Annotated in this window: 19 protein-coding genes and 1 riboswitch; of the genes, 13 read left to right on the top strand and 6 right to left on the bottom strand. The window is 66.8% G+C overall.

Annotated features, from left to right (window positions below; translation table 11 throughout):
* Positions 1-48: 48 nt before the first annotated feature.
* Complete coding sequence (locus tag AC1HFH_RS22850) at positions 49-504, bottom strand: hypothetical protein (RefSeq protein ID WP_480244833.1); 456 nt, start codon at positions 502-504, stop codon at positions 49-51.
* 172 nt (positions 505-676) lie between these two features.
* Here AC1HFH_RS22850 and AC1HFH_RS22845 point away from each other — a divergent pair, with 172 nt between their 5' ends.
* The 6 genes from AC1HFH_RS22845 (at position 677) to AC1HFH_RS22820 (ending at position 8,530) form a co-directional block, all read left to right on the top strand.
* Positions 677-1,612 carry an SDR family NAD(P)-dependent oxidoreductase gene (locus AC1HFH_RS22845; protein WP_480244832.1) on the top strand — a complete coding sequence of 312 codons (936 nt, stop codon included), beginning with the start codon at positions 677-679 and terminating at the stop codon, positions 1,610-1,612.
* A 904-nt stretch (positions 1,613-2,516) separates the two neighbouring features.
* Complete coding sequence (locus AC1HFH_RS22840) at positions 2,517-5,777, top strand: HNH endonuclease (RefSeq protein ID WP_480244831.1); 3,261 nt, start codon at positions 2,517-2,519, stop codon at positions 5,775-5,777.
* A gap of 4 nt (positions 5,778-5,781) precedes the next feature.
* On the top strand, positions 5,782-6,165 hold the full coding sequence (locus AC1HFH_RS22835; protein WP_480244830.1) for a hypothetical protein: 384 nt from the start codon (positions 5,782-5,784) through the stop codon (positions 6,163-6,165).
* 367 nt (positions 6,166-6,532) lie between these two features.
* On the top strand, positions 6,533-6,913 hold the full coding sequence (locus tag AC1HFH_RS22830) for a hypothetical protein (protein WP_480244829.1): 381 nt from the start codon (positions 6,533-6,535) through the stop codon (positions 6,911-6,913).
* 154 nt (positions 6,914-7,067) lie between these two features.
* On the top strand, positions 7,068-7,463 hold the full coding sequence (locus AC1HFH_RS22825) for a hypothetical protein (RefSeq protein WP_480244828.1): 396 nt from the start codon (positions 7,068-7,070) through the stop codon (positions 7,461-7,463).
* A 431-nt stretch (positions 7,464-7,894) separates the two neighbouring features.
* Entirely contained in the window at positions 7,895-8,530 is a 636-nt protein-coding gene (locus tag AC1HFH_RS22820; RefSeq protein ID WP_480244827.1) for a DUF5361 domain-containing protein, read from the top strand.
* 71 nt (positions 8,531-8,601) lie between these two features.
* On the opposite strand, the gene AC1HFH_RS22815 is transcribed toward AC1HFH_RS22820, so the two are convergent.
* The gene (locus AC1HFH_RS22815; RefSeq protein WP_480244826.1) at positions 8,602-10,440 is read right to left on the bottom strand and encodes a multicopper oxidase family protein; all 1,839 of its coding nucleotides are present in this window, start codon (positions 10,438-10,440) and stop codon (positions 8,602-8,604) included.
* Positions 10,441-10,605: 165 nt separating this feature from the next.
* On the opposite strand from AC1HFH_RS22815, the gene AC1HFH_RS22810 reads away from it, so the two are divergent.
* The 3 genes from AC1HFH_RS22810 to AC1HFH_RS22800 all read left to right on the top strand — a co-directional run bounded on the left by AC1HFH_RS22810 (position 10,606) and on the right by AC1HFH_RS22800 (position 12,599).
* Positions 10,606-11,517, top strand: a complete 912-nt coding sequence (locus AC1HFH_RS22810) for a DUF4349 domain-containing protein (protein ID WP_480244825.1) — start codon at positions 10,606-10,608, stop codon at positions 11,515-11,517.
* Positions 11,477-11,704, top strand: coding sequence for a DUF167 domain-containing protein (locus AC1HFH_RS22805; protein ID WP_480244824.1), 228 nt, complete (start codon positions 11,477-11,479; stop codon positions 11,702-11,704). The genes AC1HFH_RS22810 and AC1HFH_RS22805 overlap by 41 nt, the downstream gene beginning before the upstream one ends.
* Positions 11,705-12,062: 358 nt before the next feature.
* Entirely contained in the window at positions 12,063-12,599 is a 537-nt protein-coding gene (locus AC1HFH_RS22800) for a hypothetical protein (RefSeq protein ID WP_480244823.1), read from the top strand.
* 9 nt (positions 12,600-12,608) lie between these two features.
* Here the strand turns inward: AC1HFH_RS22800 and AC1HFH_RS22795 are convergent, their stop codons facing one another.
* Positions 12,609-13,073, bottom strand: coding sequence for a tRNA (cytidine(34)-2'-O)-methyltransferase (locus tag AC1HFH_RS22795; RefSeq protein WP_480244822.1), 465 nt, complete (start codon positions 13,071-13,073; stop codon positions 12,609-12,611).
* A 137-nt stretch (positions 13,074-13,210) separates the two neighbouring features.
* Here AC1HFH_RS22795 and AC1HFH_RS22790 point away from each other — a divergent pair, with 137 nt between their 5' ends.
* Positions 13,211-13,513: a DUF3017 domain-containing protein gene (locus AC1HFH_RS22790; RefSeq protein ID WP_480247951.1), complete on the top strand. Its 303-nt coding sequence runs from the start codon at positions 13,211-13,213 to the stop codon at positions 13,511-13,513.
* Here AC1HFH_RS22790 and metX read toward each other — a convergent pair.
* Both metX and AC1HFH_RS22780 read right to left on the bottom strand, forming a co-directional pair.
* Complete coding sequence (gene metX, locus AC1HFH_RS22785) at positions 13,503-14,648, bottom strand: homoserine O-acetyltransferase MetX (protein ID WP_480244821.1); 1,146 nt, start codon at positions 14,646-14,648, stop codon at positions 13,503-13,505. The two genes, AC1HFH_RS22790 and metX, sit on opposite strands and share 11 nt — an antisense overlap.
* Positions 14,645-15,970 (bottom strand): bifunctional o-acetylhomoserine/o-acetylserine sulfhydrylase, encoded by a 1,326-nt coding sequence (locus tag AC1HFH_RS22780; RefSeq protein ID WP_480244820.1) that lies wholly within the window; start codon positions 15,968-15,970, stop codon positions 14,645-14,647. The genes metX and AC1HFH_RS22780 overlap by 4 nt, the downstream gene beginning before the upstream one ends.
* Before the next feature lie 14 nt (positions 15,971-15,984).
* A riboswitch (SAM riboswitch) is annotated at positions 15,985-16,094 on the bottom strand.
* A 416-nt stretch (positions 16,095-16,510) separates the two neighbouring features.
* Here AC1HFH_RS22780 and AC1HFH_RS22775 point away from each other — a divergent pair.
* Positions 16,511-17,728, top strand: coding sequence for an NADP-dependent isocitrate dehydrogenase (locus AC1HFH_RS22775; RefSeq protein WP_480244819.1), 1,218 nt, complete (start codon positions 16,511-16,513; stop codon positions 17,726-17,728).
* Positions 17,729-17,985: 257 nt separating this feature from the next.
* Positions 17,986-19,152, top strand: a complete 1,167-nt coding sequence (locus AC1HFH_RS22770; RefSeq protein ID WP_480247950.1) for an MFS transporter — start codon at positions 17,986-17,988, stop codon at positions 19,150-19,152.
* 182 nt (positions 19,153-19,334) lie between these two features.
* On the opposite strand, the gene AC1HFH_RS22765 is transcribed toward AC1HFH_RS22770, so the two are convergent.
* The gene (locus tag AC1HFH_RS22765) at positions 19,335-20,108 is read right to left on the bottom strand and encodes an exodeoxyribonuclease III (protein ID WP_480247949.1); all 774 of its coding nucleotides are present in this window, start codon (positions 20,106-20,108) and stop codon (positions 19,335-19,337) included.
* A 203-nt stretch (positions 20,109-20,311) separates the two neighbouring features.
* Here AC1HFH_RS22765 and AC1HFH_RS22760 point away from each other — a divergent pair, with 203 nt between their 5' ends.
* Positions 20,312-21,169, top strand: a complete 858-nt coding sequence (locus AC1HFH_RS22760) for an alpha/beta fold hydrolase (RefSeq protein ID WP_480244818.1) — start codon at positions 20,312-20,314, stop codon at positions 21,167-21,169.
* Positions 21,170-21,240: the final 71 nt, after the last annotated feature.

The following is a 21,240-nucleotide window of genomic DNA, read 5'->3' as shown; positions in this document are numbered from 1 at the left end:
GACACCTCCACCACACCTCCGGACACCTTCCCCGGGTGTCCGGACGACTCAGTTCGCCGGCAGCCGTTCGGTGGACTGCACCGCCAGCGCCGCTTCCACATGCCCCATACCCGATCGGATCACCGCGCCGTAGGCGTCGTGTGCCAGCACGTCGAGATGGCCACGGGCGATGGCCAGCTGCATCTTCGCGGCGGCGAAATCGCCCACGCGCCGGTGTGAATCGGCCAGGTTCAGGTAGAGCGAGGGCAGGAATCCGCGCAAGCCCTCGTCGAGCGGCACGCCGGGGCCGAATACGGCCGCCAGGGCGCGCTCGTCCCAGAGCAGCGCCTGGTCGGGTGTGTCCTGCAGATCCGCCAGGTGATGTGCGATCACGCACCGATGTAGCGGGTCGCCACCCGGGCCGATCTCTTCCCACAGCCGGGTGAGCGCCGTTCGCCCAGCCACCGGATCGTTTCCGCCGAGCCGCACCGCGGCATAGATATCCGCCATCCGATCATCCGCCATGCCGTCAGTATCGCACACACGTTCGAATATTTCGAGCGGAAATCGAACGTGTTTTCGATCTGCGCGCAGGGTCTGGTCGCCTAACTGACTTTGGAGTAAGTTCGGCGGGGACGGCGGGTGCGATTCGCGCCCGTACTGCCAGAGACTGGGATCTACCTGCAAGGGAGCAGAGATGGCCCGCACTTCCGACCGGGAACTCACCGGCAAGCACGTGCTCATCACCGGCGCATCCTCGGGAATCGGGCGCGCCGCCGCCCAGGCCGTCGCGGCCCGCGGTGCGACGGTGTTCCTGCTGGCCCGCCGCCCCGACGAGCTCGACACGGTGGTCACCGAGATCCGCGCGGCGGGCGGCCGGGCGCACGGCTACCCCTGTGACATCACCGACTCCGCATCCACCGAGCGGACCGTCGAGAAGATCCTGGCCGAGCACGGACACGTCGACATGCTGGTCAACAATGCCGGCCGGTCCATCCGCCGGGCGATCCACCGCTCCACCGACCGGTTGCACGATTTCGAGCGAACCATGGCCGTCAACTACTTCGGCGCCCTCCGGCTCACCCTCGCGCTGCTGCCCCAGATGCGGGAACGCAAATTCGGCCACATCGTCAACATCAGCAGCGCCGGGGTCCAGGTGGCCACGCCCCGGTTCGCCGCCTACCTGGCCAGCAAGGCCGCACTGGACAAGTTCGCCGAGGTCGCCGCGACCGAGACCCGGGCCGACGGGGTCACCTTCACCACCATCCACATGCCGCTGGTCCGGACCCCGATGATCGCCCCCAGCGGTGACCAGGGGCGGACCCAGTCCCCGGAATGGGCGGCCGCCACCATCGTCCGGGCGCTCACCGAACGTCCGCGCCGCATCGATGTCCCGATCGGCACCCTCGCCGAATACGGGGCCATGTTCGCACCGGGCATCCGGGAACGGGTCCTGCACCGCTACTACCGGGCCCTGCCGGACTCGCCGGCGGCCAAGGGTGAGGCGAGCCCCGCCGAGCCCGCCGAGCCGCCGCAGGCCACATCGGAAACCCGCGCCCCATCGGCCGCGCGGCGGGCCGCCGGGAACGCCGTGCGCCGCGCTGCCCGCTGGGTTCCCGGGACCCATTGGTAGTCGGGTCGGCAGTGTTGGATGCGACTGACCCTCGAGGGCCGGTCGCGGCTCCGGCAGGCCCTTTCCCGGCCCCGCCGGGATCAGTCGGTGTTGGAGGCGACTGAGGTTCGGGGCGCTGGCAGCCCCCGCTTCCGCCTCCGGCCCGCCGGAGTCAGCCGTCTGCGTTGCTTCCGGCGCCGCCAGCCGGAGGGGACGAGTCGGGTTCGAGTCGTTGCGAGCGGCTGGGTATCAGTAGGAAGCATCGGCACCGACGGACCTGGCCGATGCCGAAAGTTTGCCAACTGGAGTCGAACCGGCCCGTTCCCATGTGAGCGCAGCGCCCATTTCCTTACGTGCTACTCGTTCCGCCCCGCGGACGGGTCGTCGAGCAGTCCGAGGAAACTTCGCTGACCAGCGCGGTCACCGAGTTCTACTCCCCTCGTTGACATCTCAGCCTCGACATGGAATCCTGTTCGTTAGCGGGGGAGATCTGTATCTATTACTCTTCGGCGCAGGCAGCTGAGACTGTTTGCCCCGATACGCACCTCCACGGTGGTGCGATCCACAAACACACACGTTCCGTCACGGAACGTAGCTAGCGGCAGCGCGAGTCCTGCCGACCGCAAACGAATCCCCGGGCCATCCGGCCCGGGGATTCGTCGTATCCGCATGTCTGAAGAAGGGAGGTAGCTGCTCGCCTACATGACCTCCCGCGCCATCCCTCGATGACGCACTCCCACACACCGAAGAGCCCGAGCCGGAACCCGGCTCGGGCTCTTCGCGTATCTGCACCGATCAGGACCGAAAACTTCATGCTCACTTCATTTCTATCCATCACCCGAGGGGCAGCCGACTATTCTGCAGCGCCCCGATCAGCAAGGTGTTCCGAGGCGTTCGGCCATGTCTTCCCGATCCGGGAGATGCCATGGCGCTGACCGAGGAACCGTACGAGTACAACTGGCAGGTTCAAGCCGCCTGGGCTCGCAAGACAACCCCGAGGAAGATCCCCCGGCCACGCAAGCCTCGGGTGCACAACTACTACCGAATGACCGCCGAGACCGCGGCCCAGGAACTGGAACGGATCTGGGCGAAGCAAGACATGCTCGCCGCCGCTGCGCGACAGGAGAACTCGGCCGAGCACATCGCCGATCCGATCGAGACCGCGCCGCCGGTTCCGACGGCTACCCCGATCAAGGCACCTGCCGGCCCGCCGGCGTCGGATCCCGCGCCCCCGACGAGCGGACCGCCGGCTCCGGACAAGGAAGCCGAACCCGAGTCGGACAAGCCCGCAGTCCCAGCTGACGACTCCGAACGCGATCCGGCGACACCCGAGAATCCGGCAACCGAACCGCCGCCGGTACCGGAAGAGTCCGACAATCCCGGCGACCTCCTCGAAATGGCAGCGCCGCCGGATGTCACCGGGCGCCAGCCGGGGGACGAGTGGAACGACAAGATCGGTGATCTCGAAGTCACCTACACCATCCCGGAGGGCAACGGCACGAACACCGTCGACGTGACAATGGTCGACCCGGAGACCGGCGAGACGTGGACTGCGCGGGTTGTCTCGAATGGCCGCGGTGGCTTCCAACGATGGCAGACGAACCCGGATGACAGCAGCAGCTATATCGACCAACCGACCGCCGACGCCCCGGCGTACGGCCAGCACTTCGACCCCGAGTCGTCCACCTCCGGGAGACCCGACCACGAGTTCAGCGTAACCGCCGATGGCGAGGTCGTCGACACCGGTTCCTACGACGACAACGGCAATCTCATCGGCTACGACACCGGGGTGCTCAACGAGCACGGACTCTACGACAACATCCACACCGATCTCGCCGGTAACGAGACCCGCACCGAGGCCCGGCCCGACGGCCAGGGCGGCATCGACACCGTCCTCGTCGGCCAAACGAACAGTGAAGGATACGGCTGGCTCACCTTGAACGGCATTCGAATGGATGTCGCCCCGGATGAGAACGGCAACCCGCGATACAACTACCAGCATCCCGAGACCGGAGGGCCCGTCGAGGAGTACCGGGTCGGCGACACCTACCGAAAGGACATCCACAACAGCAACGGCGAACTGATCGCCTTCGAAACCTATTCCCTCGACGGACAACTCCTCAACGCATGGTCGCGCGACAACGGCTCGATCCGGGTAACACCGACCGACGAGGCCAGACAGAACGCCGCCGAAAGGCTGACCGGATTCCTCTACGGCAACGGCATCGACACGAAGGCCCTCGCCGACGACCCGAGCATCCTGAACTCCTCACCCGACTACATCGAGGCCAAACGCCTGTGGGAGATGATTCGCCTCGCCGAGTCCGCCGGCGCGGCGAATGTGGCGATCAGCACGAACCCGGACGGAAGCCTTTCCGGAGTCACCGGACTCAATCCCGACGGGTCCGAACACATCGTCACCCTCGGAGACGGATCGGAGGAATTCCTCCAGTTCAAGCGTCGCCCCGACGGCACGCTGACCGACCTCGCCGGGCATCGGCTGCTGCAGCTCGGTGACGAACTGATCCCGGTCGACGACAACGGAAAACTTGTTCCCTCCGGTAAACCGCACGTCGACCAAGCCGACGTGCTGTTCTTCGCCGAACCGCGCCCCTACTTCCCAGGTCTGATCCAGGTCGACCACCCACAAGCCGGCACACCCAATGCGCCGAGGACCGAAACCCCCGAAGGCCTCAACGCATATGGGGTGTACGCCGTCGACGGGGGCGGGTTCCTCATCCATGACGAAACCGGTATCCATTGGTCCTCCGATCCCGGCAAGCCACCCACAACCAGGGAGGCCTTCACCGAAATCGGAAAGATCCTCCTCGTCGAAGCCGCGTGGTGGACGGTAGGCGGCGTTGTAGGCGGCGCCGCGCTCCGCGCCGGCCGCGCCGGGCTGAATGCTTACCGGGGGTGGCGCACCGGACGCGCCGCAGTACCGCCGCGATCGACAGCGGGTGCACCGGCCCCGCGCACATCGGGAACGACCGGCGCTCAGGCCACCGAAGTACCTCGGGCTGCCCAGCAATCGGAGCGAACGCTGACCCCAGGAACCACCGGCGGATCACCGACCCGCGGGCCAGGTCAACGGTCCCGCCCCGGAAACCGTCCGGGTCCACGCCCTGGTGCCAGCCCACGCCCCAAGGCCACGCCGAAACCCGGTGGACGGCCACCCGCCCGCCCTGGAGACAAACCCAACCCCAGGCCGGACCAACAACCAGCTGTTGCCGAAGTTCCTCGGGCTGCCCAGCAATCGGAGCGAACGTTGACCCCAGGAACCGCCGGCGGATCACCGACCCGCGGGCCAGGTCAACGGCCCCGCCCCGGAAACCGTCCGGGTCCACGCCCTGGTGCCAGCCCACGCCCCAAGGCCACGCCGAAACCCGGTGGACGGCCACCCGCCCGCCCCGGGGACAAACCCAACCCCAGATCGAGGCACCAGCAACCGGCAGTCGTTACCGAAACCACGGTGACCGCACAGGCCGGAGGCCCCGGGGCAGCCGCTGCCCAGCAAACCAACACAGGGATCAGAATAGGGGCGACCGGATCCGGCGGCCGGGCAAGTAGCAGCCCACCCGGAGGATGGTCCGGCGGCGGAGGGGGAAGACCACCCAGTGGCGGAACCGGACGTCCCGGCGGGTCTGGAGGAGGTCGGCCAGGCAACTGGGGGGCCAACTCCGGCCGCACCGGTCCCGCCGGCCGCGGAAATACCCCACCGTCCGGGCCGTACTCGCCTCGGACAGCCCGAAGCGACCTCGAAGCAGTCTACGGGGAAGGAAACGTCGTATCCAATACTATCCCGAAGGTAACCAGCAAGAACGTAAAACTGGCTGGAAAGAAACATCCGACAACAGGAGTTCCGTTCGATAGTCGAGGATTTCCTATTTTCGATAGTTTCGCAGTGTATGATACACGAATTACTTGGAGTCGGTTCCACGGGGCCAAATACCGAGAGCAGATGAGGATGGCCTCACGTGACCTATCTGCTGCGATCAGCCGAGGGGAATTCAACTCATCAATTTTTAGTAAAAAGCAACTATCGCAGATACATTCAGGAAGGCACAAAATTGATGGCTACACATGGCACCATCATCAAGACCGGGGTAGAATGCAGTTGGTCCACGAGTTCGAGCACAGCAAAACCGGACATCTCGGCGGCGAGAAGATGACAAAGGGGGTCTAATTCCATGAGCAATGGGTCGGCGCAAGCCATCTCAGAGGATGCGGGATTCGTTCTGGCGTGCCTGTTCTGCCAGGCGATTGACGACAACGATGTGGCCCAGTGGGCACTGAACACGGTGGAAGCAAACAGTGTCGATGATCTACCCGAGTACATGTTCGACCTCCTCAATTTTAAAGGAGTCGCTGGCGATATGAGGAAGATGGTTGGACTATTCATTCCGATGCCATCCGTAGACGATGTTTCGGATGCGCTATATGGAATTTCCTTCACGCGTGGAATGGAGGTTTACGATCCAGAAATAACGAAAATCCAGGCGATGGCGGCACTAGCTGATCGGGGGGATGTTCTGGATCGCTTCAGGGCGGTTTTTCCGTTTATTTCGATCTGACAACTCAAGGCTTGTTGTCAATATTCGGTGGCGACACAGGCCCCGGTCGACTGCGCTCGACCGGGGGTAGTGGTGGACGCGAACATTTCGATGCCAGAAATCCGGAATTCATCTCAGAAATCGCCAGTCTCAGGAGATTCATGATTGAATTTAACGACCCCGGATGGATATCGTGCAGGGTTCACATCGATGGCGATGCAATGAGTGCCAGCATGGAGTTCGAGTACGAAGATCAAAACAGATGGTGCCCTGACGGATTCTAACTCCATGCCGGTCTTACGCCCTGCACGGGCCATTTGCGTCGGCAATGTACACAGTAAGACCGAACACGTCGGTGGCGAGAAGATGACAAAGAGGTTTGATTCCAATGGGCGATGGGCCGGCGCAAGCTATTTCAGAGGATGCGGGATTCGTTCTGGCGTGCCTGTTCTGCCAGGCGATTGACGACAACGATGTGGCCCAGTGGGCACTGAACACGGTGGAAGCAAACAGCGTTGACGATCTACCCGAGTACATGTTCGACCTCCTCAATTTCCGCGGAGTTGCTGGTGATATGGGTGGTATTGTCGACCCGTTTGTCCCGATGCCCCCCGAAGGCATTTCTGATGCGTTATACGGAATTTCCTATTCCCGCGGAATGGAGATTTACGATCCAGAAATAACGAAAGATAAGGCCGCGGCGGCGCTCGCGGAGAAGGGGGATGTCCTAGATCGCTTCAGGGAGGTATTTCCGTTCATTTCGATCTGACACTCTAAGGCTTGTTGCCGATATTTGGCGGCGGCAGCGGCCCCGGTCAAACTGCACTCGACCGGGGCCTGAGTTCAAGCTATATTATTCCAGCGCCTCATGTGCTCGCGACCGTTGAGTTCCTCTCAATACAACAATACAGGAAGCCGAAGATATGAAATCACCTTCTTTCGACTCTGCAACTGCAAGTGAACTACTCACCACGATCGGCGAGCTGATCGTCCTCGACGACCGGTATCAGGACAACAACTGGGAGTCGCTGACCCTGGTCTATGAAATCGATGCCACGATTTCCGTTTTCGGATACATCTACCTCAAAGAAGGTGGGTGGCGGGCCGAAACGCCGGCTAACACGAGCCTGATGGACGCAATGGTCGCGCTACAAGACGCAATGGCGTCGGGCGGTGATCCCCGGTGGCTGGCGTGTCGGCTCCAGATCAAACGGTCGACGATGGCAATCGATGTCGAATTCGAATTCAACGATCCCGATCGCTGGAGGATCCGGCCGGCTGAACTGGAAGAGTCCATCGAGGCGCTTCGGCCATCCTGACCGGGCTGACAAGACTGCAACTGAAGACACCGAAGGCTCGGCCAGGGGATGTTCCGGCCGGGCCTTTCTCATGTGAAAATCGAGGTAGAATATGCGTTATTGGAGCAGCGAACACTCCCGGCAGGACGCCATGAAGGCGATGGCGAAAAGGTGGTCCGAATGGGAGGAGCAGGGTTACGAGGTTCGGGTCGACCTGAGGATTACGGAATATAGCGGCCGAATTTATCCCACGGGAAACAGGCCCGCGATGTTCATGGCGCGATCGAGGGTGCTGGATCGCGCAAGTAACGTCGTGCACAGGGATATTCGAGCCTGCGCAGCGAATTCCGGGCGTCCCCGCGGCTGAGATTCATACAGTAGAACACGTGAGTCCGGCCGGACACCTCCGGCCGGGACTCGTTCGAGAAGGAATGCGACTGATGTCCACAGCATTGGGCACCGACGGTGCAGAAACGTTCACGTTCAGAATCAATGATATCGATTTCGAATGGCCTTCCCTGGCCCATCTTTCCCCTGCCGTAGTTCGAGATCTGCGGCACCGGTCGGACGAAGACGCCGCGTTCACCCTGATCGAAGCCAATACCTCGGCGGCCGGGATGGCACTTCTCGACGACCTCGATCAGGATAGGTTCATAGACGTTCTGTCTGCATGGTGCGACTACTCCAGAATCAACATCGCCACGTTACGCGCCCTCGATGATCTGCTCGAAAATTACGGTGGGCCGATCGAATACGAGCTGATCAAGATGGGCCTGCGGCTGGACGACCTGGGAACGGTTCATCTCACATGGCGGGAGTTGGCGGTCATCGTCCGCTACCTGCCGACCGATTCGGCGTTCCACCGGGAGCGGTTCCCCGAGCACCGGGGGTGGGACCTCACCGAATACCTGCTGGCCGATGCCGTCGACTGTCTGCGACTGTTGTTCTGGGCGAAGACCCGCGACGGACAACAAGGGCGCAATATCCCGGAGCCGCTTCCCCGGCCGGGCCGCAAGAAGCAGGCACGCCGGGTCGGCACTGCAACCGGTGTGAACGAGATGAACGAGTTCCTCGGCTGGAGTGCGTAGCCGACGGCGGCGGGGCTCCAGAGGGTGCGCCCACACCGACCGTCGGCCCGAAGCCGAGGCTGCGTGCGGAGTCAACCGGTGACCCGGATCCTTTGCATCATGTCGTGGTCTTCGTGATCGAGGTTGTGGCAGTGCCAGACGTAGCCCCGGAGTTCGCCGCCGCCGGGCAGCGCGGTGTAGGCCGCGCCCTCGGGAACCTGCAACGGGGTGTCCGGGTCGAAACCCAGGTCGGCGACCGAGGGCCAGTAGACCAGGACCCGGGTGATGGTGTCGGTGGGGCAGAAGATCGTGTCCTTCCAGCCCGATTCCCACGGGGCGGGTGGCTGCTGCGCACCCATCGCGAACGCGTCCGCCGGCGGGCTCCAGCGCACTCCCCACGGTGGCGCGGGCAGGTTCGCGATCCAATAGGCCGAGGTGAGGATCGGTTGCCGGCCGATCAGGCGCATTCTGGCCAGATGCAGGTGCACGGGATGGTCGAACGGCGTCGCGTTCACGATGTCCCACTGTTCCACCGTGCCGGCCCGGGCCACATCGATATCCGGGCTGCGGAACGGCAGGTTGTTCAGCGCCATCACCGTCGAGGCGATCGGCGGCCGTTCGGTGTCGCCGAGGCCGAGCATCAGTACCGGCCGGGTGCGTTCCGGTGCGGCGAGCGGTGGCAGGGGCGCGGGCCGGCCGGTACCGCCGCGTAACCGTGCCGGTACCGTGGCTGCTGGGCCGTCGCCGGACACCGTGAACAACATGATCCGGGTGAGTTCGGTGGCCATGAAGACGGTGTTGCCGAAGTCGTTCAGCTCGGTGTTGATCAATTCCACTCGATGCCCGTCCGGAAGTCCGCCGAAATCGACCAGCAGGTCGGCCCGCTCGCCCGGGCTCAGCCGGACCGCCGTGGTTTGCACCGGCGCATCGAGCAGGCCGAGATCGTTGCCGATCACCCAGAACGGCATCCCGTCGGCGAACTCGTAGGTGCAGGCCCGGGAGTTGGCGGCCTGCAGCACCCGGAACCGGTACAGGGTGCGCCGGACCTCGAGTCGCGGCCAGGCGACCCCGTTGACGCACGCCACATCGCCGAACTGGCTGGCTTGGTTGTACCCCTCGGCAATGTAGATGCCGACCATCGGCTGCAGGCTGCCGTCCGGCTCGAAGGTGCGGTCCTGCATGATCAACGGGATCTCGAATTCGCCGGTCGGCAGTCCCAGCGGATTGTCCGGCGTGCCGGTGTCGAATTCGTCGCGCAGGTAGTACATCCCGGCGAGTCCGGCCTGGATGTTGAGCCGGGTGATCCCCATGGCGTGATCGTGGTACCAGAACGTGGCCGCCTCGTGCCGGTTGGTGTAGGAATTGGTGGTCTCGCCGCCGTTGCGCCAGGTGATCATCGGATGCCCGTCGGCGTCCGGTGGGTTGGGCGCACCGTGCAGATGAACGACCATCCGGGGGTCGGTGCGGTCCAGGTCGGTGGTGCCGTGCATGCCGGTGTCGACATGCGGGGCCAGCACATGCGGACCCAGTTCGTTCCGGAAGGTGATCCGGGTGGGCCGATCCCGATGCGCCTCCAGGGTCGGCCCGAGGATCGGCCGCGAATAACCCCAGGTCCGGGTTTCCGGCAGATCGCGGTGGTAGCGATGCCGCCCGGACGTCGCGACCAGCCGCCCGGCCGCGGGCCGGGTCTCCGGGATCGGCAGGGTGTCGACGAACGGTTCGAGCGGTGGTGACCGATAGTTCAGCGGGGTGATCGAGGGCGGTGGCAACGGTGGCAGCGGCAGCGGCGGGGGCGGCAGCGGGATCAGATCGGCGGCCGCCCGCCCGGTGGCCAGCGACCCGAACGCGCCGAGTGCGGCGAGCAGGAACCCCCGCCGGCGCAGCGCATGCGCCGAGCCGGGATTCGGTTGGCCGCTCTGCCCGATACTCACTGCCGCATCGTTCCCCTGTCCGTGCCGTGCCGGCTGCCTGTCACCCAGGGCATTCGACGCTACTCCGAACACCCGGGCAACGCCCGTAACTCGCCCCGCGAGGCGTCGGGCGTCCCCGGGCCGCGATGCTCGACGCGGCCGGGCGGCGGCGGTTACTCTCCGGTGATGCGGAAACTTGCGCCTGCGCTCCTCGTTCTGTTCGGGTTCGCGCTGCTCGCCGGATGCGGCGCCGATTCCTCCGATGAGAGCGCCGATTCGGCGGTGGCCGATCTGGCCCCGGAGACGGCGATGATGTCGCCCTCGCCCGGATTGCGTGAGCAGGCCCCGATGCCGGGTGAGCCCGGTACCGAACGCAAACTCGTGATCACCGGATCGGTGGATCTCGACTCCGATGATCCGATCGCGGCCGCCGACGAGGTGGCCGGCCGGGTGGCCGAGCTGGACGGCCGGATCGACAGCCGTACCGAGCAGCCCGGCACCGACGACGAGGACTCCCTGCCCAGCGCCCAGCTGATCGTCCGGGTGCCGGCCACCGAGACCGACGGTTTCATCGATGGCCTCGACGAGATCGGCACGGTGACCCGGATCAGCGTGAACCGCGGCGATGTGACCATGCAGTGGGAGGACCTCGACGCCCGGATCCGGGCCCTGCGTACTTCGGTGGAACGGCTGCGGGCCCTGATCGCCGACGCCACCAGCACGGCCGATCTGATCGCCGCCGAGGAGGCCCTCTCGGACCGGCAGGGCGAACTGGACAGCCTGACCGCCCAGCAGCGCCGGCTCGACGACCAGGTGGCGTTGTCCACGCTCACCATCGCCATCACCACCGATGCACCGAAATCCGGCGACGACGACAGCTTCTGGGGTGGAATCGTCGCCGGTTGGCGCGGCCTGGTCGACTGGCTGGGTGATGCGGTGGTGTTCACCGGCAAGGCGATTCCCTGGCTCGGTTTCTTCGCGGTGATCGGCGCCGTCGGTTGGGCGGTGGTGCGGGTGCTGCGGCGTGGCCGGCGCAAGACCGAGGCAGGAGGTGGCGGTGCCGACCGTTCGGGCGACGATCAAACCGAACAGCCGTAAGGGCCCGCTGGTGGAGGAAGGCGCCGACGGCGCCCTGACCCTCTATGTGCGCGCTCCGGCGGTCGAGGGCAAAGCCAACAAGGCCGCGGTCGAACTGCTGGCGCAGCACTTCGGGGTGGCCAGGTCGGCGGTACGGCTCACCGGCGGTGCCACCTCCCGGTTCAAGCGGTTCGAGGTCGACGACTGAGCCGCCGCAGGAAGGATATTTTCCGGTTATACCGTTGTGTGGTAAAGGAATTCGGGTACGCCTGCGGTCGTGACACGGCCGGTGTGGCCGCCGTGGCAGCCCGGTGACCGTCCGGGTATGGTCCGGGGCGGATATCGCACGGGAGGAGTGCAGCACGATGACCGCACCGGGGCCATGGGGTCCTGCCCACCCGCGGGGTCCTGCCCACCCGCGTCCGGCGTACCCGCCCCGGCCCGGGCATCCGGCCGGGCCGCCGCCACCCGGGCCGCCGCCACCCGGGCCGTACGGTGCTCCGCAGCATCCGCATGCACCGCGCCCCCATCCGGGGCCGGCACATCCGCCGCCGGCAGCACAGCCGATGCCGCCGGTCGCGCCGCAGCCGCCGAGCCTGCCCGGCGGTCCCCGAGTGCAGGCCTATCTGGCGGCGGTGACGCATCACTTGGTGATGGGCCGGATGCAGTTGTCGCACCGCAATATCGGCCCGCTGCCCAGCCTGATCGGCGTCAACTCCGCCGTCGAACTGGCCCTGAACCCGATCGAACTGACCGTCTGCGTCGCGGTGCTCGACGAGATCTCACCGGCCGCGGTGACGGACTATCCGCGGCAGGTCTCCGAGTTCGCCAAGACCCTGCGCAAGCGCAGCATGTTCGGTGTGAAGGGCGGTGCGATGGGGGTCGCCGCGCTGGTGTCCGAGCGCGTCCAGCCGGCCGCACTACCGGCAGTGACCAACCGCCCGATGAATTTCGGCGCCGTGGTGGTGCCGGCCGTAGTGGACCTGAGCGCCCGGCAGCTGCACATCGCCGAGAACACCCCGGCCGTGGGCATGGCCATGTGGAGCACGGTCCGGTCGCATGCGCGGACGTACCTGCCCGAGCCGCGCCTGGTGCTGGGCTGAACTGCTCCGCTACTCCCCGCCGGGGAAACCGAGCTGGCGCCACGCCTCGTACACCGTGACCGCCGCCGCGTTGGACAGGTTCATCGACCGGCGGCCGGGCAGCATCGGGATCCGGACCGTCTCGGTGATGTGCGGATCGGCCAGTACCGGGTCGGGCAGTCCGGTCGGTTCGGTGCCGAACAGCAGCACATCACCGTCCCGGTAGGCGATATCCGTGTAGCGGGTGGTGGCCGCCGTCGTGAAGGCGAACACCCGCTCCGGTTCGATGGCCGACCAGGCCGTTTCGAGATCGGGGTGCACGCGCACCACCGCCAGGTCGTGGTAGTCCAGCCCGGCGCGGCGCAGCTTCGGTTCGGACAGATCGAAGCCGAGCGGTTCGATCAGGTGCAGCGTGCAGCCGGTGCCCGCGGCCAGCCGGATGGCATTGCCGGTATTCGGTGGAATCACCGGCTCGTGGAACATCAGATGAAGCACAGCCGCCCATCCTGTCACGCCGGGCCACCGCGGTCGCCGGGAGTCTGCGAGAATCGGGGCGCTGTTCCGGCCGTGGTGAGCGGACGGACACGAGTGAGACGCCGACATGAGTGGGACGGGGCATGAGCGAGGTGACGATGGCCGAGGCGCGGCACCGGGAGCCCGAGGAGGCGCCCCGGTCGAAGGTTCTGCGTGGGCATCTGCCGATGATCGTGGTGGCGGTGCTGATCGGCATCGCGGTCGGCTTCGTCGCCTGGGATCGGTGGCGCCGCGGCGCGATCATCTTCGGCAGCGCGGCACTGGTCGGGGCGGCCTTCCGGCTGTCGCTGCCGACCGTGGAGGCCGGTCTGCTGGCCGTGCGCAGCAAGCCCTTCGATGTGGCGGCGCTGACCGTGCTCGGCAGCTCGATCGTATTCCTGGCCGCTACGCTCAGCGTTTGACGGCCGAACGGGCCAGCCGCATGGTCTCGGTCAGCAGCTTGCCGACCGCGGCGGCCTCGGTGAGGAACCCGTCGTGGCCGTCCCGCGAGTGCACGATCTCCAGCCCGGAACAACCGGGCAGCCCCTCGGCCAGTTCGGCCTGGGTGTGCAGCGGATAGAGCCGATCGGAGTCGACGCCGCCGACCACGCACGGCACCGGAGTGCTGGCCAGCGCGGCGGCGATCCCGCCGCGGCCGCGGCCGACATCGTGCCGGTTCATCGCCTCGCTGAGCAGGACGTAGGTGGCCGGGTCGAAGCGTTTGCACAGCTTGTCGGCCTGGTGCTCGAGGTAGCTCTGCACCGCATAGCGCCCGCCCGTCCACGGATCCTCGTCGCCCTGCGGGTGATTCTCGAACCGGTGGTCGAGTTCGCCTTCGGTGCGATAGGCCAGATGGGCGATCCGCCGGGCCAGTCCCATCCCGGTCGTCGGGGCCCGGCCGGTGCCGTGATAGTTACCGCCCTGCCAGTCGGGGTCGGCCTGGATCACGGCCATCTGGGTGGTCTGGGTGCCGATCTGGTCCGCGGTGGCCCGGGCGCCGACCGCCAGCACCAGTGCGGCGCCGACCCGGTCCGGGTAGCCGATCATCCATTCCAGCACCCGCATGCCGCCCATCGAGCCACCGGCGACGGCGGCCACCCGCTCGATGCCGAGCCGGTCCAGCAGTGCCGCCTCGGCCGTCACCTGGTCGCGGATCGAGATCCCGGGGAAGCGGGCACCCCAGGGCGCCCCGTCCGGTGCCGGTGCGCCCGGTCCGGTACTGCCGCGGCAGCCGCCGAGCACGTTGGTGGCGATCACGCACCATTCGTCGGTGTCGATCGGGGCGCCCGGCCCGACCATGCCTTCCCACCAGCCCGGCGCGGTACCGGGGCCGCCGATGACGTGGGAATCGCCGGTCAGAGCGTGTTCGATCAGCACCACATTGTCGAGCGCGGCCGACGGTTCACCCCAGCGCTGCACGGCCAGCTCCACATCGGGGACCACCGCGCCGTTCTCCAGCGCGATATCCCCGACCGCGACTGTGCCGAGCTGCCCGTCGCCCGGCGGCAGCAGCGCGACGCCGGACGGGCAGCTCGGCGATTCGGTACTCACAGTCACGTCGCAACCGCCGTGTCGTCGGCAGCCGATCCGGCCGCCGCGAACCCGGCCTCGAGATCGGCGCGGATGTCGTCGATGCCCTCGATGCCCACGGCGAGCCGGACCAGGCCGGGAGTGACGCCGGCGGCCAGCTGTTCCTCCGGCGTCAGCTGCGCATGCGTCGTGGACGCCGGATGGATCACGAGGGAACGCACGTCACCGATGTTAGCGACATGGCTGTGCAGGGTTAATGCGTCGACGAACTTCTTACCGGCCTCCAGGCCGCCGCGCAGCTCGAACGAGACGACCGCGCCGGCACCCTTCGGGGCCAGCTGCCGGGCACGTTCGTACCAGGGTGAACCGGGCAGTCCCGCGTAGTGGACGGCGCTGACAGCAGGCTGTTCGGTGAGGAACCTCGCAACGTCCTCGGCGTTGGCGACATGCCGTTCCATCCGCAGGCTCAGCGTCTCCAGGCCCTGCGCGATCAGGAAGGCGTTGAACGGGGCCACCGCGGCGCCCAGATCGCGCAGCAGCTGCACCCGGGCCTTCAGCGCGAACGCCGGGGCACCGAGGTCGGCGTACACCACGCCGTGGTAGCTGGGGTCGGGCTCGGTGAAGCCGGGGAACCGCGGGGCGCCGTCGGCGTCGCGTCCGGTCCAGTCGAAGGTGCCGCCGTCGACGAGCACACCGGCCACCGCCGTACCGTGCCCACCCAGGTATTTGGTCGCCGAGTGCACCACGATGTCGGCGCCGTGCGCCAGCGGCCGGACCAGGTACGGGGTCGGCACGGTGTTGTCCACGATCAGCGGGACCCCGGCGGTGTGCGCGACCTCGGCGATGCCCGGGATGTCCAGGACCGCGCTGCTCGGGTTGGCGATCGTCTCGCCGTAGAACGCCTTGGTGTTCGGCCGGACGGCGGCCCGCCACTGGTCCAGGTCGTCCGGGTCCTCGACGAAGGTGACCTCGATGCCGAGCCGCGGCAGCGTGTAGCGGAACAGGTTGAAGGTGCCGCCGTACAGATGCGGGCTGGCCACGATGTGATCCCCGGCGCCGGCCAGGTTGAGGATCGCGAAGGTCTCCGCGGACTGCCCGGAGGCCAGCAGCAGGGCGGCGACCCCGCCCTCGAGCGCGGCGATGCGCTGCTCCACCACGTCCTGGGTGGGGTTCATGATCCGGGTGTAGATATTGCCCGGTTCGGCGAGCCCGAACAGCGCGGCGGCATGGTCGGTGTCGCGGAAGGCGTAGGAAGTGGTCTGGTAGATCGGTAGGGCGCGGGCGCCGGTACCGTCCTCGGGTGCCTGCCCGGCATGGATCTGCTTGGTTTCGAAGGACCAGTCGGTCATCGGATACCTCCTGAACTGCGCGCTTGCTCTCGACTCTCGAGAGCCCGGTCATCACCCGGAGCACCCCACCGCACAGGAGGGTTGCCGGCCAGCGAGCCGGGGCTTGGCGCTGGCACTCATGACCTGATTCGACATGTTAACTGTCGATGGCGTCCGTGCGGAAATTTCGGTCCGATTCCCGGGTGGGCCGCCGCGGCCCGGTACCGGGCGGGGAGCGTGGTGGTGTGCGTGTCGCCGGTTATGCGCGGTGGGTATCGGTTGCCGATGTTCGCCGTCGGTGCCGGTCGGTAAGCTGGGGCCTCGGAAGTGTTTCCTGTCACGTCGGCAGCACCGGCTGTTCGTCTCCCGGCCAGGGTCCGCACAGTGGGCCCTCCCCGAGCGGTGAGGATGCCGACAGCAGTACGCTTGTCTTGTTTGCACCACACGTCTCGCAAACAACGCGGGGCATATACGTTGTCTGTTGAACAGCTGGGGTCCGCTCACAAGCGTGTTCACCTGGCCGTGCAATGAGGGCACCATCCTAGGAGGACACGAAGATCCATGTCCAAGATCAAGGTTGAAGGCACCGTCGTCGAACTCGACGGTGATGAGATGACCCGGATCATCTGGCAGTTCATCAAGGACAAGCTGATCCACCCGTACCTCGACCTGAACCTCGAGTACTACGACCTCGGGATCGAGTACCGGGACAAGACAGACGACCAGGTCACCGTCGACGCGGCGAATGCGATCAAGAAGCATGGCGTCGGTGTGAAATGTGCCACCATCACCCCCGACGAGGCCCGCGTCAAGGAGTTCGGCCTCAAGAAGATGTGGCGGTCGCCCAACGGCACCATCCGTAACATTCTCGGCGGCACCATCTTCCGCGCCCCGATCATCATCTCCAACGTGCCCCGGCTGGTACCGGGCTGGACCAAGCCGATCATCATCGGCCGGCACGCCTTCGGCGACCAGTACCGGGCCACCGACTTCAAGGTCTTCCAGGGCGGCACCGTCACCCTCACCTTCACCCCGGAGGACGGCAGCGAGCCGATCGTCCACGAGGTCGTGAAGATGCCCGAGGACGGCGGCGTCGTGATGGGCATGTACAACTTCAAGAAGTCCATCGAGGACTTCGCGCGGGCCTCGTTCAACTACGGCCTGCAGCAGAACTACCCCGTGTACATGTCGACGAAGAACACCATCTTGAAGGCCTACGATGGCATGTTCAAGGACACCTTCCAGGAGGTGTTCGACGCCGAGTTCAAGGCCGAGTTCGACGCGGCCGGGCTGACCTACGAGCACCGCCTCATCGACGATATGGTCGCCTCCTCCATGAAGTGGGAGGGCGGTTACGTGTGGGCCTGCAAGAACTACGACGGCGACGTGCAGTCCGATACCGTCGCCCAGGGCTTCGGTTCGCTCGGCCTGATGACCTCGGTGCTGCTCACTCCGGACGGCCGGACCTGTGAGGCCGAGGCCGCGCACGGCACGGTCACCCGGCACTACCGGCAGCATCAGCAGGGCAAGCCGACCTCGACCAACCCGATCGCCTCGATCTTCGCCTGGACCCGTGGTCTCGAGCATCGCGGCAAGCTGGACAACACCCCCGAGGTGATCAACTTCGCGCAGACCCTCGAGGATGTGGTGATCAAGACCGTCGAGGGCGGCCAGATGACCAAGGACCTCGCGCTGCTCGTCGGCGGCGACCAGGGCTACCTGACCACCGAAGAGTTCCTCGGTGCGCTGGATGTGAACCTGGCCCGCGCGCTGCGATAACGAGCCGGTTCCGCCGCCACATCTGCGGCCCGTTTCCGGTTGTACGGTCGTCGCAACGCCCTCGATCGAGGGTGCTGCGACGACCGTTGTCGTTTCGGGATGCGGGCCCGGGGCCGGGTGGCCGGGTGGCGGAACTCACGTGCTGTCGAGGAGCGAACCGCAGCATGGCCTTGTTGAACTGAGACGTGACTTCCGCGCCTCCGGTGAACACCGACCGTACCGACGCCGTGCCACGGACCGGCTGGCATGTGCCGGCCATGCTGGCGCTGGCGCTAGGTGGGTTCGGGATCGGTACCACCGAGTTCGTCACCATGGGGTTGCTGCCGGATATCGCGGCCGCGTTCCGGGTGTCCGAGCCGACGGCCGGGCATGCGGTGTCGGCCTACGCGCTCGGTGTGGTGGTCGGCGCCCCGGTGATCGCGGCGCTCTGTGCCCGGATGGCCCGCAAGAAGCTGCTGGTGCTGCTGATGGTGGCCTTCACCGTCGGCAACACCGCCACGGTGCTGGCCCCGACCTTCGGTTTGCTGGTGGCGGCGCGGTTCGTCTCCGGTCTGCCGCACGGTGCCTATTTCGGTGTCGCCTCGCTGGCTGCGGCCTCGCTGGCTCCGGCCGGGCAGCGCGCCAAGGCGGTTGCTGCGGTTATGCTGGGATTGAGCGCCGCCAACGTCGTCGGCGTTCCCTCAGCCACCTGGCTCGGTCAGACACTCGGCTGGCGGGACGCCTTCGTGGTGGTCGCCCTGATCGGCCTCGCGACGATCGCCGCGTTGCTGCGATTCGTCCCGGAACTGTCCGGATTCCGCCCCACCGACCCGCGCACCGAACTCGGCGCCCTGCGCCGGCCGCAGGTGCTGCTCACCCTCGCCGTTGCGGCGGTCGGTTTCGGCGGCATGTTCGCCGTCTACACCTACATCGCCACCACCCTCACCGATGTCGCCGGGATGTCCGCCGGCGCCGTGCCCCTGGTGCTGATGCTGTTCGGGCTGGGCATGGTGGCCGGAAATATCGTCGGCGGAGTGCTCGCCGACCGCGGAGTGGACCGGTCGATCTTCGGCGGCCTGATCGTGATGGTGGTGGTGCTGGCCGGCTTCACCCTCGCCGCACAGCACCCGCTGTCCGCTGCCGTCGGCGCCTTCCTGGTCGGCACCACCGGCGCCGCGCTGGTGCCGGCCCTGCAGACCCGGCTGATGGATGTGGCATCGGACGCCCAGACCCTGGCCGCGGCGCTCAACCACGCAGCATTGAACGTCGCCAACGCCCTCGGCGCATGGCTCGGTGGCCTCGTCATCGCCGCGGGGCTGGGTTACACCGCGCCGGCCCTGGTAGGCGCGGGCCTGGCCACGATCGGACTGGTTTTGTTCACCGGGACGGTCTGGGCGGCTGCTCGTGCCGGTAGGGGGTCATCCGGCGTCACTACCGCCGGATGACCCGGTACCGGGTTTCGACCCGTGGATGCAGGTCAGAAAAGCCAGTCGATCAGGTCCTGAAGTGCACCCATGACGCCGTCGATGAAGTCGAAAACCACCGGTCTACTCCTCTCGTCGAGATCTGTTTGCAGCTGATTCGTTACCGATCCACCCGCCGGATCGGTCGGTTCGTCGGCCGGCGGTTACCGCGCGTGGACGAGCTCGCGTTCTGCCCGGTCGTCACCGCTGCTCGGAACCCGGCTGAAGCCCACTGTGACCGGGGCATGGTCGGACCAGCGTTCCGCATACGTCGCGGCGCGCTCGACGCGGGCCGACTCCGCGTATTGTGCGATGCCTTCGGTGGCGTACAGCGCGTCGATGCGCCAGCCGGCGTCGTTGTCGAAGGCGCGGCCGCGGTAGGACCACCAGCTGTAGGGGCCGTCGCCTTCCGGGTGCAGGGACCGGACGACGTCGACGTATCCGGCGGCGAGCAGGTCGTCGATCCAGGCACGTTCCTCGGGGAGGAAGCCGGACTTCTTCCGGTTGGCCTTCCAATTCTTGAGATCGCGCTCGGTGTGGGCGATGTTCCAGTCGCCGGCGATGACGAAGTTGTCCGTGCGGTTGTTCAGATGGGTGCGCAGGCCGGTGAGGAAGCGGACCTTCTCGTCCTGTTTGGGGGTGTCTGCCTCACCGGTGTGCACGTACACGCTGGCCACGGTCAGGTCGCCGAACTCGGCCTCGAGATAGCGGCCGGTGGCGGCGAATTCGGGGTCGCCGAAGCCGATCCGCACCGCGTCCGGTGCCCGGCGGGACAGAATGCCCACCCCGGCCCGGCCCTTCGACGACGGTTCGGCATGGGACAGCACCCAGCCGGCCGACAGGGCGGGCGCCAGGGCGGCCTCGGTCTGCGCATCGGTGGCGCGGGTCTCCTGCAGGCAGATGATGTCGGCCTCGGTCCCGGCCAGCCATTCGAGCATGCCTTTACCCGAGGCCGCCCGGACCCCGTTCACGTTCACCGTTGTGATGATTGCTGCCACCCCCCGACCGTACCGAGCGGCCGGTGGCGCAGCGGCACGGCATCGAACTGTGACAACCGGCACTCCCGGGACCCCGCTCGGGGATAGACTGGCAGGTCAGCAATGCCGTCCCGGACACTGTCGTCCAGGAAGGGTGATGACGAATGCCTTCACCGACGTCCATGCCCGCCCGGCCCACGGGTCGCCCCGAGCCGACCCCGGCCCTGCACCTCGGTTCCGGTGCGCCGGTGCTGTTGCTGCACGGCTTCATGCTCTCCCCGCACTGCTGGGAGCAGGTCGGGCGGCGCCTCGCCGGAAACTGCGAGGTCTACGCACCGGCCTTCCCCGGGCACTGGGGCGGCCGGCCACTCGACGACATCACCACCGACGTGTATGCACTCGCCGACGATATCGAGAATCAGCTCGACGAACTCGGCTGGCGAACCTGTCATATCGCCGGTAACTCGCTCGGCGGCTGGGTCGGCTTCGAACTGGCCCGGCGCGGCCGGGCCCGTACCCTGACCGCCATCGCTCCGGCGGGCGGCTGGGATGCGCCGTCGGTGACCCAGCTGCGGATCGGGTTGAAGTTCGCGGCGCTGCTCCCGTTCGCCGAGCTCGGGCGGCGGCTCGGGCTGGCGGACAACCCGGTGGTGCAGCGACTCGCGATGTACCCGCTGGCCCGGCGTCCCGGCCGGGTGCCGCGCTGGGAGACGCGGGCCATGACGCAGGCGCTCCTGGGTTGCCGGGCCAAGGCGGCCACCCTGCTCGGCAGTCTGCGCGCGCCCGTCCACGACGACCTGGCCGATCTGGCCACTCCGGTGCGGTTGCTGCTCGCCGAGTACGACCGGGTGATCCCCAACCGGGTCTACGCCCGGCGCTACCTGCGTGAACTCCCGGAATCCGCCGACCGGATCCTGGTGCACGGAGTCGGCCACGTTCCGATGCTGGAGGCACCGGACCGGATCGCCACCCTCATCGCCGAGCACATCTACGCCAGCCGCAACCGGCTGCGTGCCGTGTGACCGTTCCCGCACACCCTCGACCGGGGTGTAGTGAGACTCCTCACACGCCCAGGTGGCGCCGTTACAACGGC

It is taken from the genome of Nocardia sp. KT25-26 (assembly GCF_056627695.1).
Note: the sequence above shows the minus strand (reverse complement) of the source record. Positions and strands in the feature narration are given on the sequence as shown.

Coding starts and splice junctions, on each gene's coding strand:
- AC1HFH_RS22850 (WP_480244833.1), bottom strand. CDS start 504: ATGGCGGATGATCGGATGGCGGATATCTATGCCGCGGTGCGGCTCGGC.
- AC1HFH_RS22845 (WP_480244832.1), top strand. CDS start 677: ATGGCCCGCACTTCCGACCGGGAACTCACCGGCAAGCACGTGCTCATC.
- AC1HFH_RS22840 (WP_480244831.1), top strand. CDS start 2,517: ATGGCGCTGACCGAGGAACCGTACGAGTACAACTGGCAGGTTCAAGCC.
- AC1HFH_RS22835 (WP_480244830.1), top strand. CDS start 5,782: ATGAGCAATGGGTCGGCGCAAGCCATCTCAGAGGATGCGGGATTCGTT.
- AC1HFH_RS22830 (WP_480244829.1), top strand. CDS start 6,533: ATGGGCGATGGGCCGGCGCAAGCTATTTCAGAGGATGCGGGATTCGTT.
- AC1HFH_RS22825 (WP_480244828.1), top strand. CDS start 7,068: ATGAAATCACCTTCTTTCGACTCTGCAACTGCAAGTGAACTACTCACC.
- AC1HFH_RS22810 (WP_480244825.1), top strand. CDS start 10,606: ATGCGGAAACTTGCGCCTGCGCTCCTCGTTCTGTTCGGGTTCGCGCTG.
- AC1HFH_RS22800 (WP_480244823.1), top strand. CDS start 12,063: ATGCCGCCGGTCGCGCCGCAGCCGCCGAGCCTGCCCGGCGGTCCCCGA.
- AC1HFH_RS22790 (WP_480247951.1), top strand. CDS start 13,211: ATGGCCGAGGCGCGGCACCGGGAGCCCGAGGAGGCGCCCCGGTCGAAG.
- AC1HFH_RS22780 (WP_480244820.1), bottom strand. CDS start 15,970: ATGACCGACTGGTCCTTCGAAACCAAGCAGATCCATGCCGGGCAGGCA.
- AC1HFH_RS22775 (WP_480244819.1), top strand. CDS start 16,511: ATGTCCAAGATCAAGGTTGAAGGCACCGTCGTCGAACTCGACGGTGAT.
- AC1HFH_RS22770 (WP_480247950.1), top strand. CDS start 17,986: ATGCTGGCGCTGGCGCTAGGTGGGTTCGGGATCGGTACCACCGAGTTC.
- AC1HFH_RS22765 (WP_480247949.1), bottom strand. CDS start 20,108: ATGCTCGAATGGCTGGCCGGGACCGAGGCCGACATCATCTGCCTGCAG.
- AC1HFH_RS22760 (WP_480244818.1), top strand. CDS start 20,312: ATGCCTTCACCGACGTCCATGCCCGCCCGGCCCACGGGTCGCCCCGAG.